This is a genomic window from Pseudomonas sp. AC136, from assembly GCF_979258585.1.
In genome coordinates, this window is the sequence record NZ_OZ409865.1 from 3110804 (window position 1) to 3127655 (window position 16852).

15 protein-coding genes are annotated in these 16852 nt (G+C 63.1%); 10 read left to right on the forward strand and 5 right to left on the reverse strand.

Features of this window, described 5'->3' with window-relative positions; all coding sequences use genetic code 11:
- The first annotated feature begins 30 nt into the window (after positions 1-30).
- The 10 genes from ACZZZU_RS13995 to ACZZZU_RS14040 all read left to right on the forward strand — a co-directional run bounded on the left by ACZZZU_RS13995 (position 31) and on the right by ACZZZU_RS14040 (position 11671).
- Positions 31-1026: a bile acid:sodium symporter family protein gene (locus ACZZZU_RS13995; RefSeq protein WP_463550943.1), complete on the forward strand. Its 996-nt coding sequence runs from the start codon at positions 31-33 to the stop codon at positions 1024-1026.
- Between the two features lie 85 nt (positions 1027-1111).
- Complete coding sequence (locus ACZZZU_RS14000; protein WP_463550944.1) at positions 1112-2173, forward strand: PA0069 family radical SAM protein; 1062 nt, start codon at positions 1112-1114, stop codon at positions 2171-2173.
- A gap of 69 nt (positions 2174-2242) precedes the next feature.
- Positions 2243-3148: an AraC family transcriptional regulator gene (locus ACZZZU_RS14005; protein ID WP_122492177.1), complete on the forward strand. Its 906-nt coding sequence runs from the start codon at positions 2243-2245 to the stop codon at positions 3146-3148.
- Positions 3149-3372: 224 nt separating this feature from the next.
- Positions 3373-4683: an ABC transporter substrate-binding protein gene (locus tag ACZZZU_RS14010; RefSeq protein ID WP_463550945.1), complete on the forward strand. Its 1311-nt coding sequence runs from the start codon at positions 3373-3375 to the stop codon at positions 4681-4683.
- Between the two features lie 90 nt (positions 4684-4773).
- A complete protein-coding gene (locus ACZZZU_RS14015; protein ID WP_122492179.1) occupies positions 4774-5706 on the forward strand; it encodes a carbohydrate ABC transporter permease in 933 nt (310 codons plus the stop codon).
- A gap of 13 nt (positions 5707-5719) precedes the next feature.
- Positions 5720-6553 carry a carbohydrate ABC transporter permease gene (locus ACZZZU_RS14020; RefSeq protein ID WP_122492180.1) on the forward strand — a complete coding sequence of 278 codons (834 nt, stop codon included), beginning with the start codon at positions 5720-5722 and terminating at the stop codon, positions 6551-6553.
- A gap of 27 nt (positions 6554-6580) precedes the next feature.
- Positions 6581-7690 carry an ABC transporter ATP-binding protein gene (locus ACZZZU_RS14025; protein WP_463550946.1) on the forward strand — a complete coding sequence of 370 codons (1110 nt, stop codon included), beginning with the start codon at positions 6581-6583 and terminating at the stop codon, positions 7688-7690.
- Positions 7691-7698: 8 nt separating this feature from the next.
- A complete protein-coding gene (locus ACZZZU_RS14030) occupies positions 7699-9207 on the forward strand; it encodes a mannitol dehydrogenase family protein (protein WP_463550947.1) in 1509 nt (502 codons plus the stop codon).
- Between the two features lie 9 nt (positions 9208-9216).
- Complete coding sequence (gene xylB, locus ACZZZU_RS14035; RefSeq protein ID WP_463550948.1) at positions 9217-10698, forward strand: xylulokinase; 1482 nt, start codon at positions 9217-9219, stop codon at positions 10696-10698.
- A 34-nt stretch (positions 10699-10732) separates the two neighbouring features.
- A complete protein-coding gene (locus tag ACZZZU_RS14040) occupies positions 10733-11671 on the forward strand; it encodes a carbohydrate kinase family protein (protein WP_463550949.1) in 939 nt (312 codons plus the stop codon).
- A gap of 36 nt (positions 11672-11707) precedes the next feature.
- Here the strand turns inward: ACZZZU_RS14040 and ACZZZU_RS14045 are convergent, their stop codons facing one another.
- The 5 genes from ACZZZU_RS14045 to ACZZZU_RS14065 are packed head-to-tail and all read right to left on the reverse strand — an operon-like array spanning position 11708 to position 16834.
- Positions 11708-12634: a phosphatidate cytidylyltransferase gene (locus ACZZZU_RS14045; protein WP_122492185.1), complete on the reverse strand. Its 927-nt coding sequence runs from the start codon at positions 12632-12634 to the stop codon at positions 11708-11710.
- Between the two features lies 1 nt (position 12635).
- Positions 12636-13280: a lysophospholipid acyltransferase family protein gene (locus ACZZZU_RS14050; protein WP_122450040.1), complete on the reverse strand. Its 645-nt coding sequence runs from the start codon at positions 13278-13280 to the stop codon at positions 12636-12638.
- A gap of 10 nt (positions 13281-13290) precedes the next feature.
- On the reverse strand, positions 13291-13725 hold the full coding sequence (locus tag ACZZZU_RS14055) for a hypothetical protein (protein WP_463550950.1): 435 nt from the start codon (positions 13723-13725) through the stop codon (positions 13291-13293).
- Positions 13722-15068: a phosphatase PAP2/dual specificity phosphatase family protein gene (locus ACZZZU_RS14060; RefSeq protein ID WP_463550951.1), complete on the reverse strand. Its 1347-nt coding sequence runs from the start codon at positions 15066-15068 to the stop codon at positions 13722-13724. Before ACZZZU_RS14060 ends, ACZZZU_RS14055 begins: the two co-directional genes overlap by 4 nt.
- The gene (locus ACZZZU_RS14065; protein ID WP_463550952.1) at positions 15065-16834 is read right to left on the reverse strand and encodes a bifunctional alpha/beta hydrolase/class I SAM-dependent methyltransferase; all 1770 of its coding nucleotides are present in this window, start codon (positions 16832-16834) and stop codon (positions 15065-15067) included. The genes ACZZZU_RS14060 and ACZZZU_RS14065 overlap by 4 nt, the downstream gene beginning before the upstream one ends.
- Between the last annotated feature and the right edge of the window lie 18 nt (positions 16835-16852).

The window sequence follows — 16852 nt, forward strand, 5'->3', positions numbered from 1 at the left end:
TCTTTGGCAACCCGACCGGAACCACCGCCCATGGCCCGCTCCCGACTTCTCCCCGACAATTTCACCCTCACCCTGATCGCCGTCGTCGCCACGGCCAGCCTGCTGCCGTGCAGCGGCCAGGCGGCGGTGGCGTTTGGCTGGATCACTAACATCGCTATCGCCCTGCTGTTCTTCTTGCACGGCGCCAAATTGTCGCGCGAGGCCATCATTGCCGGTGCCGGCCACTGGCGCCTGCACCTGTTGGTGTTTGCCTGCACCTTTGTGTTGTTCCCACTGCTGGGTTTGGCGCTGAAGCCAGTGCTGTCGCCGCTGGTGGGCACCGAGTTGTATATGGGCATGTTGTACCTGTGCGCGTTGCCCGCCACGGTGCAGTCGGCCATCGCTTTCACTTCGCTGGCGCGCGGCAACATTCCGGCGGCTATTTGCAGCGCCGCTGCCTCCAGTTTGTTTGGGATTTTTCTGACACCACTGCTGGTCACGCTGTTGCTCGACGTGCACGGCGACGGCGGCTCTACCCTCGATGCCATCGTCAAAATCAGTGTGCAGTTGCTGCTGCCGTTCATTGCCGGCCAAATCGCGCGGCGCTGGATCGGCAATTGGGTGGCGGCTAACAAAAACTGGCTGCGCTTCGTCGACCAAGGCTCGATTCTGCTGGTGGTCTACACCGCGTTCAGCGAGGCCGTGATCGAAGGCCTGTGGCATCAAGTGCCGTTGCCGAAACTGCTTTGGCTGGTGCTGGCCTGCTGCGTGCTCTTGGCGCTGGTGTTGGTGCTGGTTCACCTGCTTGGCAAGTGGCTGGGTTTCAACATGGAAGACCGCATCACCATTTTGTTCTGCGGTTCGAAAAAGAGCCTGGCGACCGGCGTGCCCATGGCGCAGGTGTTGTTCGCCGGCGGCAGCATCGGCCTGCTGATTCTGCCGCTCATGCTGTTCCACCAAATTCAGCTGATGGTCTGCGCCGTGCTGGCCCAGCGCTACGCCGAGCGCAATGAAACCGAGGTCAGCGCGACCGCAGAAAGCCGCTGAGCGGAAACTTCCCCGCGCGCACTGGCGTGTTTCCAGCAAACGATTTACTGTACATCCATCCAGTTAAATCGTTTGCAGGTGCGCCATGTCGCAGTTTCTCCCGCCCCGTGGCCGAGGTACGGCCAGCAACCCGCACAACCGCTTCGCCGCCCATCGCTCGGTGCGCGAAGACGACGGCTGGTTTCAGGAAGAAACCCCGCTGACCTTCACCACCGAAGTGCGTGAAGAGTTCGCCAAAAGCGTGATCACCCGCAACACCTCGCCTGACGTTGGCTTCGACCGCTCGGTAAACCCTTATCGCGGCTGCGAACACGGCTGCATCTACTGCTTCGCCCGCCCGAGCCATGCCTACTGGGACATGTCACCCGGCATCGATTTTGAAACCAAGCTGATCGCCAAAACCAACCTCGCCAGCCGCCTGGAAGAACAGTTGCAAAAGCCCGGTTACGAGCCGGCGCCCATCGCCCTGGGCATCAATACCGACGCCTACCAGCCCATCGAGCGCGAGCAACAGCTGACCCGCCGCAGCTTGGAAATCATGCTGCGCTACCGCCACCCGGTGCACATCATCACCAAGAGTTCGCTGATCCTGCGCGACCTCGATCTGCTCAGTGAATTGGCCAGCCGCAACCTGGTGAGCGTGGCCTTTAGCCTGACCACGCTGGACGACGAACTGAAACGCATCATGGAACCGCGCGCCGCCTCGCCAAAGGCACGCTTGCGGGCCATGAAAGAGCTGCACGAAGCCGGCGTGCCGGTGAGCGCCATGGTGGCGCCGGTGATTCCGATGATTACCGACATGGAGTTGGAGCAGATTCTCGCCGCCGCCAAAGAGGCCGGCGCACGCTCAGCCGGTTATGTGCTGCTGCGCCTGCCGCTGGAAATCGCCGAGCTGTTTGAAGAGTGGCTGACCAGCCATTTCCCCGACCGCGCCGCCCATGTCATGAGCCTGATTCGCCAGTCGCGCGGTGGCAAAAATTACGACAGCCGTTTCGGCGTGCGCATGAAAGGCGAAGGCGTATTCGCCGAACTGCTGAGCCAGCGTTTCAAACTGGCCATCAAGCGCCTGGACCTCAACCGACGCGGCGACTACGGCCTGGATTGCACGCAGTTTTGCCCGCCCGGCGCACAAATGTCGCTGATCTAAGCGCTGGGCAGCGCAGGCGGCTCGCGCTAAGGTTTAGCGCCTCAGCCTCTCTGTTTCTGGTAGCGCAGCATGGCCCGTACGTCGCGAATTACCGACCCCTCCTACGAGTTGATGGATGACCACGAAGGTCATTCGCTGATCTATCGCCAGCACGGCTTCCCCAGCCCGCTGGTGCGTTGGCACTTCCACAAGGAGTACGAGCTGCACCTGATCGTGGCCAGCTCGGGCAAGGTGTTTATCGGCGACTACATCGGCAACTTCGCCCCCGACACGCTGTTTCTCACCGGCCCCAATTTGCCGCACAACTGGATCAGCCAGGTAGCAGCCGATGAGGTGTATCCGCAGCGCGACATGCTGGTGAATTTCACCGACCAAGTGCTCGACAGCGGCAGCGCGGTGTTTTCCGAACTTCAGGGCTTGGCGCCGCTGTTGGGCCGCGCGCAATACGGCATCGAATTTCGCTGCCCGCGTTTGATCAGCGAAGCGCGCGGCCTGATGCAGCGCATTGCCGAGTCCAGCGGCATGACGCGCCTGGGCCATTTTCTGATTCTGATGGAGCTGCTGGCCGCCACCGAGGATTACCAACTGCTCTCCGGCGTGCGGGCCACGCAACTGGCCGACGAGAGCAATGTGGAGCGCATCAACCGCGCGGTGGATTTTATCTTTCAGCACTACGTGCAAGACCTCACCCAGGAGCAGGTCGCCGAGCAGTTGGGCATGACGCCAACGTACTTCTCGCGCTTTTTCAAGCAGGCCACCGGGCGCGGTTTCGTGGAGTTTGTTAATCGCCTGCGGGTGAGCAAATCCTGCGAGTTGCTCAGCACCAGCGACAAGCCGGTGACTGACGTGTGCTTCGAATCCGGCTTCAGCAACGTGTCGAACTTCAACCGGCGCTTCCAGCAACTCAAAGGCATGACGCCGTCCGGTTACCGACGGCTGGTCACACAACGCATGACCGAGCAAAACCGGTACTGATTCACACCGCCTGACTCACCACTTCCGCCTCAAATCAGCGTGCTAAAGCGGCGCGGCGTACACTTTTGCGCGAATTGCCCTACAGACGGACTGCAAAAAAGTATCGGTCGCGGTGCAGGCAAGGCGTTGTTTGCGCTGGCGAGGCGGCGTGTAATCGACCCCGGTCAAACAAAAACAATAATGTCTTGCGCCGCCGACCTGGCTGCCAAGAGGAGTTCAACACCATGAACCACACGCTCAAGGCACTGGTTGCCGCCCTCTGCTTGTCGTCGTCCGCCGTTACCCTGGCGGGCGAAACCCTGACCATCGCCACGGTCAACAACAGCGACATGATCCGCATGCAAAAGCTCTCGAAAACCTTCGAAGAGCAGCATCCCGATATCAAACTGAAGTGGGTGGTTCTCGAAGAGAACGTCCTGCGCCAACGCCTGACCACTGACATCGCCACCGAGGGCGGCCAGTTCGACGTGCTGACCATCGGCATGTACGAAGCCTCGCTGTGGGGCGCCAAGGGTTGGCTCGAACCGATGAAAGACCTGCCCGCCACCTACGACCTCGACGACGTGTTCCCTTCCGTGCGCGAAGGGCTGTCGGCCAAGGGTCAGCTTTACGCGCTGCCGTTCTACGCCGAAGCCTCCATCACCTATTACCGCACCGACCTGTTCAAGGCCGCCGGCCTGGAAATGCCCGAGCACCCGACCTGGGAACAAATCGCCAGCTTCGCTGAAAAACTGCACAAGCCTGACCAGGGCCAGTACGGCATCTGCCTGCGCGGCAAAGCCGGTTGGGGCGAAAACATGGCGCTGATTACCACCATCGGCAACGCCTACGGTGCACGCTGGTTCGATGAAAAATGGCAGCCGGAATTCGACGGCAGCGAATGGAAAAACGCGCTGAATTTCTACGTCACCACCATGAATAAATTCGGCCCGCCCGGCGCCTCGAGCAACGGCTTCAACGAAAACCTGGCGCTGTTCAACAGCGGCAAATGCGGCATGTGGGTCGACGCCAGCGTGGCCGGCTCGTTTGTGACCGACAAAGCGCAGAGCAAGGTCGCCGACCACGTGGGCTTCACCTTCGCGCCCAAGCAAGTCACCGACAAAGGCGCAACCTGGCTGTACTCCTGGGCGCTGGCCATTCCCACCAGCTCCAAAGCCAAAGACGCCGCCAAACTCTTCAGCGCCTGGGCCACTTCCAAGGAATACGGCGCGCTGGTCGCCGAGAAAGATGGCGTCGCCAACGTGCCGCCAGGCACCCGCGCCTCGACCTACAACGACGCCTACATGAGCGCCGCGCCGTTCGCCAAGGTCACGCTGGAATCGCTGAAAGCCGCCGACCCGACCGCCCCTGGCGTGCGCCCGGTGCCGTATGTGGGCATTCAGTTGGTGACCATTCCGGAGTTCCAGGCCATCGGCACGCAAGTCGGCAAGCTGTTCGCCGCCGCGCTGACCGGGCAGATGCAGGTCGACCAGGCGCTGAGCGCCGCGCAGGCCAGCACCGTGCGCGAGATGAAGCGCGCGGGCTACCCGAAATAGTCAGCCGACGTAACGCCTTCTTTCCCCCGTAGAGGCACCCCGCCGGCACGCTCCCCCGCGCCGGCGTTCCAACCCTGTCATGGAGTCGCCATGAGTTCCTCGGTTCTCGACACCGTTGCCAACGCACCCGCCGCCGCACCGCGCGCCCGGCGCCGTGCGTTGAAGCCGGGCTGGTTTCTGGTCAGCCCCTCCGTCGCCCTGCTGCTGTTGTGGATGATCGTGCCGCTGGGCATGACCGTGTATTTCTCACTGATCCGCTACAACCTGTTGTCGCCCGGCGAGAACGAATTCGTCGGCCTGGAGAACTTCGAGTTCTTCGTCACCGACCCCGGTTTTATGCCCGGCGCGCTGCACACCCTAACCCTGGTGGGCAGCGTATTGGCCATAAGCGTGATCTTCGGCGTGCTGATTAGCGCCTTGCTGGAGGCCTGCGAATTCTGGGGTCGCGGCATTGTGCGTGTGCTGTTGATCTCGCCTTTTTTCATCATGCCAACCGTCAGCGCGTTGCTGTGGAAGAACCTGATATTCCATCCGGTGTCCGGCATTCTCGCAGCCGTGTGGCGCTTCTTCGGCGCCCAGCCGGTGGACTGGCTGGCGCACCATCCGCTGCTGTCGATCATCTTTATCGTGTCGTGGCAGTGGCTGCCGTTCGCCATTCTGATTTTGATGACGGCCATGCAGTCTCTCGACCAAGACCAGAAAGAAGCCGCGCGCCTCGACGGCGCCGGCCCCATCGCCATTTTCTGGCACCTGACCCTGCCGCACCTGGCGCGTCCGATTGCCGTGGTGGTGATGATCGAGACCATCTTTCTGCTCTCGGTATTCGCCGAAATCTTCACCACGACCAGCGGCGGGCCGGGCTACGAATCGACCAACCTGGCGTACCTGATTTACAACCAGGCGCTGCTGCAATTCGACGTGGGCATGGCCTCGGCGGGCGGCTTGATCGCCGTGCTGATCGCCAATATCGCCGCCATCATCCTGGTGCGGATGATTGGCAAAAACCTCACTGACCAACCGTAAAAGGTGCCTGACGATGCTGACCTTGAAGCAATCCCGGCGCCTGCAAAGCGTGGTCGTGGGCACGCTGTCCTGGGCGGTGGCGCTGCTGGTGTTCTTCCCGATTTTCTGGATGATCCTCACCAGCTTCAAAACCGAAATGGACGCCATCGCCACGCCGCCGCAGCTGTTCTTTGTGCCGACGCTGGAGAACTACCTGCACATTAACGAGCGCAGCGACTACTTCAGTTTTGCCTGGAACTCCGTGCTGATTTCCTTCGCCGCCACGGCGCTGTGCATGCTGATTGCGGTGCCGGCGGCGTACTCCATGGCCTTCCATGAAAGCCGCCACACCAAGCGCACGCTGCTGTGGATGCTGTCGACCAAAATGCTGCCGCCGGTGGGCGTGCTCATGCCCATTTACCTGCTGTGCAAAAGCATGGGCCTGCTCGATTCGCGCCTGGCGCTGATCGTGATCTACACGCTGATCAACCTGCCGATCGTGGTGTGGATGGTTTACACGTACTTCAAAGATATTCCGGTCGATATCCTCGAAGCCGCGCGGCTGGACGGCGCCACCACCTTCCAGGAAATCGGCCGCGTGCTGCTGCCCATCGCCCGCGGCGGCCTGGCCTCGACCATGTTGCTGTCGCTGATCTTGTGTTGGAACGAAGCGTTCTGGTCGCTCAACCTCACCTCGTCTGCCGCCGCCCCGCTCACTGCGCTGGTGGCGTCCTATTCCAGCCCGGAAGGTTTGTTCTGGGCCAAGTTATCCGCCGTCTCGACCCTCGCCTGCGCGCCCATTCTGATTTTTGGCTGGATCAGCCAGAAGCAGCTGGTGCGTGGCCTGTCTTTTGGTGCCGTGAAATGACCGGCCTGGTTTCCAAGGAGTGCTCACATGGCTGACCTCAGCATCCGCAATCTGCAAAAAGGCTTTGATGGCCACGCCATCATCCAAGGCATCGACCTGGACGTACGCGACCGCGAGTTCGTGGTGTTTGTCGGCCCCTCGGGCTGCGGCAAATCCACCTTGCTGCGCCTGATCGCCGGCCTGGAAGAAGTCAGCAGCGGCACCATCTCGCTGGACGGCAAAGACATCACCGACCTGGCCCCGGCTAAGCGCGATCTGGCCATGGTGTTCCAAACCTACGCGCTGTACCCGCACATGACGGTGCGCAAAAACCTGTCGTTCGCCCTGGACTTGGCGCGCGTCGACAAGGCCACCGTGCAAGCCAAAGTCGACAACGCCGCGCGCATTCTCGAACTGGAGCGGCTGCTGGAACGCAAGCCCAAGCAGTTGTCTGGCGGGCAGCGCCAGCGCGTAGCCATCGGCCGGGCGATTGTGCGCAACCCGAAAATTTTCCTCTTCGACGAACCGCTGTCCAACCTCGACGCCGCGCTGCGCGTGCAAACCCGCCTGGAACTGGCGCGCCTGCACAAAGAGCTGAAGGCCACGATGATTTACGTGACCCACGACCAGGTCGAAGCCATGACCCTGGCTGACAAAGTAGTGGTGCTTAACGGCGGCCGCGTGGAGCAAGTGGGCTCGCCGCTGGAGCTGTACAACCACCCGGCCAACCTGTTTGTTGCCGGTTTCCTCGGCACGCCAAAGATGGGCTTTTTGCGCGGCACGGTTGGCCAGGTAGATGGCGGCAGCTGCGAAGTGCAACTTGATGCCGGCGCCAACCTGCACCTGCCGCGCGAGGCCTGCGCTTTGTCGGCGGGCGCCAGCGTGACCCTGGGCGTGCGGCCTGAACATTTCAATATCGTGCCGGCCGGGCAAGGCCAGTTGCAGGTGGTCGCCGATGTCAGCGAACGCCTGGGCAGCGACACCTATTGCCACGTGCGCACCGCCTCCGGCGAGGCGCTGACCATCCGCGTGCGCGGCGACTTCGGCCCGGCCTATGGCCAACCGCTGGAGCTGGCCTTCGACACTGCCCACTGCCACCTCTTCGACGCCAATGGCACGGCCATCGACAAACGCAGCGCTACCGAGCAGGCGGCGTAAGGACTTTTATGAAACTCAGTCGCTCCACGTTGTCCCGCCTGGTGCCCTACATCGCCGTGCCCACCTATGACCTGGGCGCGCGCCAGCAAGGCATCGCCCATATCGGCGTCGGCGGTTTTCACCGCGCCCACCAAGCCATCTACACCGAAGCGCTGCACAACAGCGGCCAGGACATGGAATGGGGCATCTGCGGCATCGGCCTGCGCGCCGAAGACAAAGCCATGCGCGACGCGCTCGCCGGCCAGGATTACCTCTACACGCAGGTGGAACTGGGCGACGTGCCCAGCCTGGAAGTCCGCGTGGTCGGCGTGATCGGCGACATGCTGCTGGCCGCCGACGGCGCGCAGGCGGTGATCGACAAATTGGCCGAGCCGACCATTCGCATCGTCTCGCTGACCATCACCGAAGGCGGTTACTGCATCGACGACGCCAGCGGCGAATTTCTCGCCGAGTTGCCGGCCATTCAGCATGACTTGGCGAACCCGCAGGCACCGACCACCGTGTTCGGCTTTCTCTGCGCCGCCCTGGCCAAACGCCGCGCCGAAGGCACGCCGGCGTTTACGTTGATGTCGTGCGATAACCTGCCGCACAACGGCGCCGTCACCCGAAAAGCGCTGCTCAGTTACGCGCGGCTGGCCGACGCCGAACTGGCCGCATGGATCGACGCCAACGTCAGCTTTCCCAACGCCATGGTCGACCGCATCACGCCCATGACCAGCGACGCCCATCGCCAACAATTGGCGCGCGAACACGGCATCGACGACGCCTGGCCGGTGGTCTGCGAACCGTTTTTACAATGGGTGCTGGAAGACAAATTCGTTAACGGCCGCCCGGCATGGGAAGCGGTCGGCGTGCAGTTCACCGACGACGTGTCGCCGTATGAAGAGATGAAAATAAAGCTGCTCAACGGGAGCCACCTGGCGCTCACGTACCTGGGCTTTATCAAGGGCTACCGTTTCGTGCACGAAGCCATGAACGACGAGCTGTTCCGCCGTTACGTGCGGCGCTTTATGGACCTGGACGTGACCCCGCAGCTGGCACCCGTGCCCGGCATCGACCTGAGCGATTACAAAGACACGCTGATCGAGCGCTTTTCCAACCAGGCCATCGCCGACCAACTGGAGCGCGTGTGCTCCGACGGCACCTCGAAATTCCCTAAATTCATTGTGCCGACCCTGAACCGCTTGATAGCCGACGGCGCCGAACTCGACCGCGCTGCCTTGGTGGTCGCGGCCTGGGCGGTGTACCTCGATGGTGTGGACGAGAACGGCACCGCGTACCGCATTCCCGATCCGCACGGCGAATGGGCGCAAGGTCTAGTCGCCGACAAAGCCTCGCTCACCACGCGCTTGTTTGGCGCCGACCGCGTCTTCGGCCCGGCCATTCCAGCCTCGGCTGCGTTTGTTGCTGCCTTCGAGCGCCAGCTGCATAACCTGCGCACCCTCGGCGTAACCGGCACGTTGCAGACGTTGCTCGACGGCGACGGGCGTGCCGATCCGCTGAACCATCAGCGCTGAGGTCCGGCCATGGCCTTGTACCTCGGCATTGATTGCGGCACCCAAGGCACCAAGGCGCTGGTGCTCGACGCCAGCAGCGGGCAGGTGTTGGGCGCGGGCGGCGCGCCGCACCGGCTGATCAGCGGGCCCAACGGCCATCGCGAACAGCAACCGGCGGACTGGCTCAGCGCCTTCGAACAGGCCACTCGCGCGGCACTTGCCGATGCAGGTATCAGCGGTGAGGCGATTGTCGGCATCGGTGTTTCTGGCCAACAACACGGCTTGGTGCTGCTCGACGCCCAAGGCCAGGTGCTGCGCCCGGCCAAGCTGTGGTGCGACACCGAATCGGCGGCAGAAAATCAGCAGTTACTGGATTTTCTCGGCGGCGAGCAGGGCTCGCTGGAACGCCTTGGCGTGGCCATTGCGCCGGGCTACACGGTGTCGAAACTGCTCTGGACGCAAAAACACCACCCGGCCCTCTACAAGCGCATCGCCCACATTTTGCTGCCCCACGACTACCTGAATTTCTGGCTCACCGGCCGCGACTGCAGCGAATACGGCGACGCCTCCGGCACCGGCTATTTCAACGTGCGCACCCGCGACTGGGACCACGACCTGCTGCGCCTGATCGACCCCAGCGGGCGCCTTAACAACGCGCTGCCCACCCTAATCGGCGCCAACGAATCGGTCGGCACCGTACTGCCCGACATTGCCGCGCGGCTGGGCCTGAACCCACGCGCGCAGGTGGCCAGCGGCGGCGGCGATAACATGATGGGCGCCATCGGCACCGGCAATATCAGCCCCGGCGCCATCACCATGAGCCTGGGCACGTCGGGCACGCTGTACGCCTTCGCCGACCAACCCCAGGTGAGCCCGCACGCCTCGGTCGCCACGTTCTGTTCATCGTCCGGCGGCTGGCTGCCCTTGATCTGCACCATGAACCTGACCAACGCCACCGGCGCCATCCAGGAGCTGCTGGAACTGGACCTCGCCAGCTTCGGCGCCCTGGCCATGCAAGCGCCGATTGGCGCCGGCGGCGTGCTGATGCTGCCCTTCCTCAACGGCGAACGGGTACCGGCACTGCCCAACGCCAGCGCCAGTTTGCTGGGGCTGACCAGCGATAACCTCACCCGCGCCAACCTCTGCCGCGCCGTATTGGAAGGCGTGTGCTTTGGCCTGCGCTACGGCTTGGATTTGCTGCGCGCCAGCGGCATCGAAAGCCGAGAAATTCGCTTGATCGGCGGCGCCGCAAAAAGCTCGGTGTGGCGGCAAGTAGTCGCCGATATCATGGCCACCCCACTGGTCTGCCCGCAGCACACCGAAGCGGCGGCCCTGGGCGCGGCGATTCAGGCGGCGTGGAGCGGCGGCGAAGGCAGCTTGCACGCGTTGTGCGACCGCTGCGTGAGCCTCGACCTGCGCACGCGCACCGAGCCGAACCCCGCAGCCAGCGCCGCGTACGAGCCGGTCTACCAGCGTTACCGCCAGCAGGTGATGCAGGTGCAACAGGCGTAAAAACAGCCAATCCCCTTTGTTTCAGGAGTTCGACATGTACCTGGTTTGCGGCGAAGCGTTGTTCGACTTTTTCACCCAGGCGGCCGGCGCGCGCAGCAGCGAGCTGGACTACAAAGCCATCGCCGGTGGCTCGCCCTTTAACGTGGCCGTGGGCCTGCGCCGCTTGGGCGTGGAGTCGGCGCTGTTTGGCGGTCTGTCCACCGACTTTCTCGGTGCCCGCCTGCGCCGGGTGCTGGAAGAAGAAGGCGTACGCGAAGACTTCCTGATCGCCAGCGACTGCCCCACGACCATGGCCATGGTCGCCCTCGACGGCAACGGCCACCCGCACTACTCCTTTCGCGGCGAAGGCTGCGCCGACCGCGCCGTGCTCCCGGAACATCTGCCGGCCCTGAGCGGCGAGGTGCGCGGTGTGCACGTGGGCTCGTTCTCGCTCGTGGTGCAACCCATCGGCGACACCCTGCTGGAACTGGTCCGTCGCGAAAGCGGCAAGCGCCTGATCAGCCTCGACCCCAACGTACGCCTCAACCCCCAGCCCGATGCCCAGCTGTGGCGCGAGCGCGTGGAAGAACTGGCGCAGTTGGCCGACCTGATCAAAGTCAGCGACGAAGACTTGGGCTTGCTCTACCCCGGCATTGAGCCGGAACAGATTATTCAGCGCTGGCTCGGTGGCCGTTGCCAACTGGTGGTGATGACCCGTGGCAGCCAAGGCGCCACCGCGTTTAGCCGTGAGCATGGCGTGGTGTCGGTGCCGTCACGCCAGATCGACGTGCGCGACACCGTCGGCGCTGGCGATACCTTTCAAGCGGCGTTGTTGGCATGGCTGACGCGGGCTGAGCTGGACAGCCCGGAAGGAATGGCGCGGTTGAGCCGGGAGCGGCTCGCTGAATTGCTGAGCTACGCGGTGGCAGCCGCTGCCGTCACCTGCTCGCGCACCGGGCCGGATCTGCCCAGGGCGCATGAGGTGGTGGTTTAACCGGCCTCAACGCCCACGGCAGACGATCGCCCAGGCTCAGGTGAAGTTGTAGCGCACCAGGTGGAAGAACACCGGGGCGGCGAAACACACGGAGTCGAGGCGGTCGAGCATGCCGCCGTGGCCTTCGATCATATGGCCCCAGTCTTTCACCCCACGGTCACGCTTGATCGCCGACATCACCAGCCCACCGATAAAGCCCATCAGGCAAATCACAAACGCCAAGGCCAGCGCACCCAGGAAGCTGAACGGCGTCATCCAGAACAGCGCACCACCCAGGAGAGTGGCCGATACCACGCCGCCGATCAGGCCTTCCAGGGTTTTCGAGGGCGACAGGTTTGGCGCCACTTTGGTTTTGCCCATCAGCTTGCCCCAGATGTATTGCAGTACGTCCGAGGACTGCACCACCAGAACCAGGAAGGCGATCAGCAGCAAGTTGCGGCCTTCGTAGCCGGCGATGTTCAGGGTCAGTAACGCTGGCACATGGGAAATGCTGAACACGCAAATCATCAGCCCCCACTGCACCTTGGCCGTGCGCTCCAGAAAGCGCGTGGTGTCGCCGCCCAAGGACGCCAGAAACGGCATCAGCAGGAACACGAACACGGGGATGAAGATGCTGAACATCCCGTACCACTCGATGTACACCAGAAAGTACTGGAACGGCAGCACGCAGTAGAACGCGGCCACCAGTGCCGGGTAGTCGCCGCCACGGGTTTGCGTCAGGGTGATGAATTCGCGCAGGGCGAAGAACGACAGCAAGTAGAACAGCAGCAACACCCCGGGCTTGCCGAAGAAGAACGCAACGCCCAGCACCGCGACCATCACCCACCACGCGTTGATCCGCGCGTTGAGGTTGTCGATGACTGGCGTTGCGCCTTTTTTCCACTTGAGGATTTGCCCCACCAGCGAGGCCAGCGCGAGGAATAAACCGACAGCGATAAATACATTGAGCGTTTGCCGATCCACGTCAGGACTCCTTGGGCGTCAGGGCCAGCAATGCCTCACGGCTGCGGGTGAGAAAGTCCGCCTTGGCTTCGCCTTCGAGCAACTGCAGGGGCGTGCCGAAGGTCAGGGTGCACAGCAACGGCAACGGCAGCGTGCGGCCTTTGGGCATCACGCGTTTGAGGTTATCGATCCAGACCGGCACCAGCTCGACGTCCGGGCAACGGCTGGCGAGGTGGAACAGGCCGCTCTTGAACGGCAGCAAACCGTCTTCAAGGTTGCGCGTGCCCTCGGGGAACAGAATCAGCGACTCGCCGCCTTCGAGCACCGCGGCCATCTGGTCGATGGGGTTGGGGTCGGTTGCGGTGGGCGAGCGCGCGATCAACACGCCGCGAAACACCTTGTTGATCAGAAAACTGCGCACACCGCCCTTGGCCCAGTAATCGGCGCCGGCCACTGGCCGGGTGCTGCCGCGCATGTGGCTGGGCAGCGACGACCACAGCAGCACGAAGTCGCCGTGGCTGTTGTGGTTGGCGAAGTACACCCGTGCTTTGGGCTCAGGCGTGCAGCCCACCCACAGCGCGCGGGCGCCGGTGATTGCCGCAGCAAAACCGATGATCAGGCGGGCGACAAAGGCGCCGCGCCAGCTGTATTGCGATACACGTGACATGTGCCGTCCTCTAGGCAAACGCGCCAGCCGCCACAGCAGCCAGCGCTAACAGCAGTTGTACAGCGAGTGCCAGACCCTGCTTGCGCAGCAGGCCCATGGCTCCGTTGCAGCGCAGGGTCCAGTCACGTCCCACGTTGGCGGCCGGCATCAGGCCCAGGCCGAGCAAGCCGTTGTCCAGTTCCACGGTGGCCGCGCTCAGGTCAGCGGCATCGGCCAGACGGGCAAATAGCGCTGCGTCGAAGGCCACGCGCATGGCCCAGTATTTTTCCAAAGCGCCTGCCAGCAACGTGAGCACCAGCAACCCGGCGACCAGCAGCAGTTGGTAGTGAATGGTCACCAGCAAGGCGCTGGCCAATGCCACGACGCTAAGGCCGGTGGACAACTGATCCAGACGCTGCCCCTGCTCCAGCAAGCGCGCGCAGCTGAGCAAACGCAGGTCGCTCATGTGCCGGCTTCCATCGCAGCCAAATTGCGCAGGTGCCCTTCTCGCAGCACTACGCCGGGGCGGACCTGACGCAGTATCGCTTCGGCGACTTGCGGGTTGGCAGCACGGCCGCTATGCAACAGCCATGCGGCTACCGCTGCGGCGCTGCGCGAATAACCAAGGGCGCAGCACACCAGCACCGGGCCTTGCAGACGCGCCTGCTCGATGGCCATGGCAGCCGCGCGCAGCAGCTCGGGGCTCGGCGGCAACAGGTCGAGCGTGGGCAGGCCTCGGTAAGCGCGGCCGCCGCTGGCGCACGGCAATTCGGCGCACAGGTCGACAATGGCGCGGATTGGCGTGTCGTCCAGCTCGCCTTTGTTGGGAATTCGCCCCAGCCACACGTCATCCATGATCAAAACCGGCGCCGGCTGGCGCGCGGTCCACAACCGCGAGTTCACCCAGGCGCCTATCAGGTAGGGCCCGAACAGAAAGTTCGAGGCCCAACTGAGCGTGCCGTCGCTGTGCTTCTGGAAACCGGTCGCGCCCACCATCAGGTAATTCAGGGCCACCAGGCACAACGCCGTGGCCGGCCAGGTCAGCCACCAACCCAGACCTCCGACACTGACCCCCAGCGCACCGAGCGCCACGCCGCCAAGCGCGTAGTAAAACGCCAGACGGCGCCCTTTGGCCTGCGGCTGCCAGCGCAAGTTCGCCAGCGGGCTGGGGCGGTCCAGCGGCCACAGCCAAATGCACAGCCAGCCCACCAGAACGCCGGTGGGCAAGTCGATGAAGTGGTGCTGGTAGGTGGTCAGTACCGACAGGCCGATCAGCCCAAACCAGAGGTGCAGCAACCACCGCGACAAGCCCTCCGGCGTGTGAGCGGCGTAGCGCACCCACAGCACAATTAGCAGCACGATATGCAGCGACGGCGCCTGGTTGAAGGGTTTGTCAAAACCCATCAACACCTCAAACATCCAGGCGAAAAAGCCGGTCATTTCCGGGCGGGAAAAGGTGTACGTGAGCGGAAATAACAAGAACCCGGCAATCGCCAGAACCTGCGCGCTGAGCAAGCGCCGGGCATGAATATCCAGCTCATGGCGGCTACTGCACAGCAGCAGCGACAAGCCGTAGAGCAAGTCGATGGACCAGTAGGGCACGATGGTCCAGGCCCAAAATGGCGTGTGCTGTTCCCAGGCAAACACCAGGGTGCCGACGTCCGCGCGCTGGCTGGTAAACCAGTTGGCCAAACTGTAGGTGGCAAAAAACAGTGGCGCCAAAATCAGCAGCCACACCAGCGCCCGGGGAAAACGCTGGCGCACGCTCAGTTGCGGATAAACCGGCGCCAGGGTGAGGGCCTCGCTCATGCCTCGATCCGCTGCGCCAGGCTGACGCTGAAAATGCCCCATTGATCGATGCGCTGAGTCACCTTGCGGAATCCGGCGGCTTCGACCAATTGGTCCATTTCCGCCTGCGTACGACGGCGCATCACCCAGGCCTGACCGCCGCGGTGGCTGGTCAGCGCGCGGGCAATCAGTTGCAACTGTGGGTGCCATGGCTGACCGGTGTAGATCAGATAACCGCCTGGCTCCACGGCTTGCGCCAGGCCACCCAGCGAAGCGCTGACCATGCTGTTATCACCGAACAGTTCATATAGGCCGGAAACAATCGCCAGGGTCGGCTTGGGATCCAGGCTCGCCAAGCTGGCCGGATCAAAGGCATCGCCTTTTACAAACGTAGCGACATCGCTCAAACCCTTTTCGCTAATAAGCGCTTGGCCCTGGCTGACGTTAAGGTCGCTGTAATCGCGCAGCAGAATCGAGTCCGGGCGCTGAGCAAGACCTTGCAGTGCTTCGAGAACATAGCGGCCGTGGCCCGCAGCAATGTCGACGATGCGCGTCGGCTTGCCCTGCGCCTGCAACGTTTGCAGGGTGTCGCGCAGCAGCTCCTCGATATGCAGCTTGCGCTGACGAATGCCGCGCCAACCGATGGAGTTGAGGTAGTTGGTATCGATCATCCGGCCAAGCGAACCGGTGCCAGTCGGGGTGTTGCGGTACACGTAATCCAGGGTGCTGCCCGAGTCGAAGCCGGTGTCGAAACCCAGCTTTACCCCAGCCGACAACTTGGCGCCCAGGCCCATCGAGGCGCGGGTGGCGCGCCAATACAGGCCGGTTGGCGACAGCGGCGGCAGCGGTGTGGCCAGGCCTTCGGCTTCGGCCTTGGTGAAGCCGATGCGGTCGGCCGTGAGCAGTTCCGGCCGGCTCAGCGGCTGGCTGAACAGCAGTTCGATAAAGCCACGCGCCTTGTTCACAGCCAGGTGGCGATCAGCCTCACCGAGGGTGTCGTGGTAAAAACCCGGGAGCAGATGACGCTCTTTTTGCAGCGTGCCCAGGCGCTGGAAAAACAGCTCTTGCGGTTTGCGCTTGACCACGAAATCGGCGCCGGAAATCAGCAGTTGAGTCGGCACCTGAATGGCCTCGGCGTCGGCCACCACACGGTCAGCGGCTTCATACAGTCCGAGCAGCTGATTGACCGAAATCGCCTTGGCAATCAACGGGTCGTTGGCATAGCTCTCGGCGCGCGCCTTGTCATGGGTGAGCATGCCGGGGCGCACATAGCTTTTGACGAAGAAGTTGCCTTTGAGCTTGCGCAGCAAGGTCAGGCCGGGGCGCGCCAGGGGGACGTACAGGTTGATGTCGAAGGCCGGCGAGGCCAGCACCATGCAGCGGATGCGCGGCGCGTAGTCATGGGCCCAGGTAGCGGCAAGCACGGCGCCGACGCTTTGCGCGACCACCGCAATGTCTTCAATGGCGATGCCATGCTCGCGCTGGATGAAGGCGACGAAGTCTTCCACGTCGCGCACGCTGGCGGCAAAGCTCGGGCTGTCGCCGCGCTCGCCTGGCGAGTGGCCATGGCCACGGGCGTCCCACGCAAAAAAGCTGAAATCCGGCAGATTGAGTTCGTCCACCAGGTGCGCCATACGCGCGGAATGTTCATGGCCACGGTGCAGGAAAACGATGGCTTTGCGCGGGGTGTCAGCGGCGGCGTCGTGGGCAGGCCAGTGGCGGTAGAAGAGGTCTACGCCGTCATGGGTGGGAAACGTTGCGTGGTGCTGCTGGCGTTGAGTTTCCATCCGTAGAATTCCTGTAAT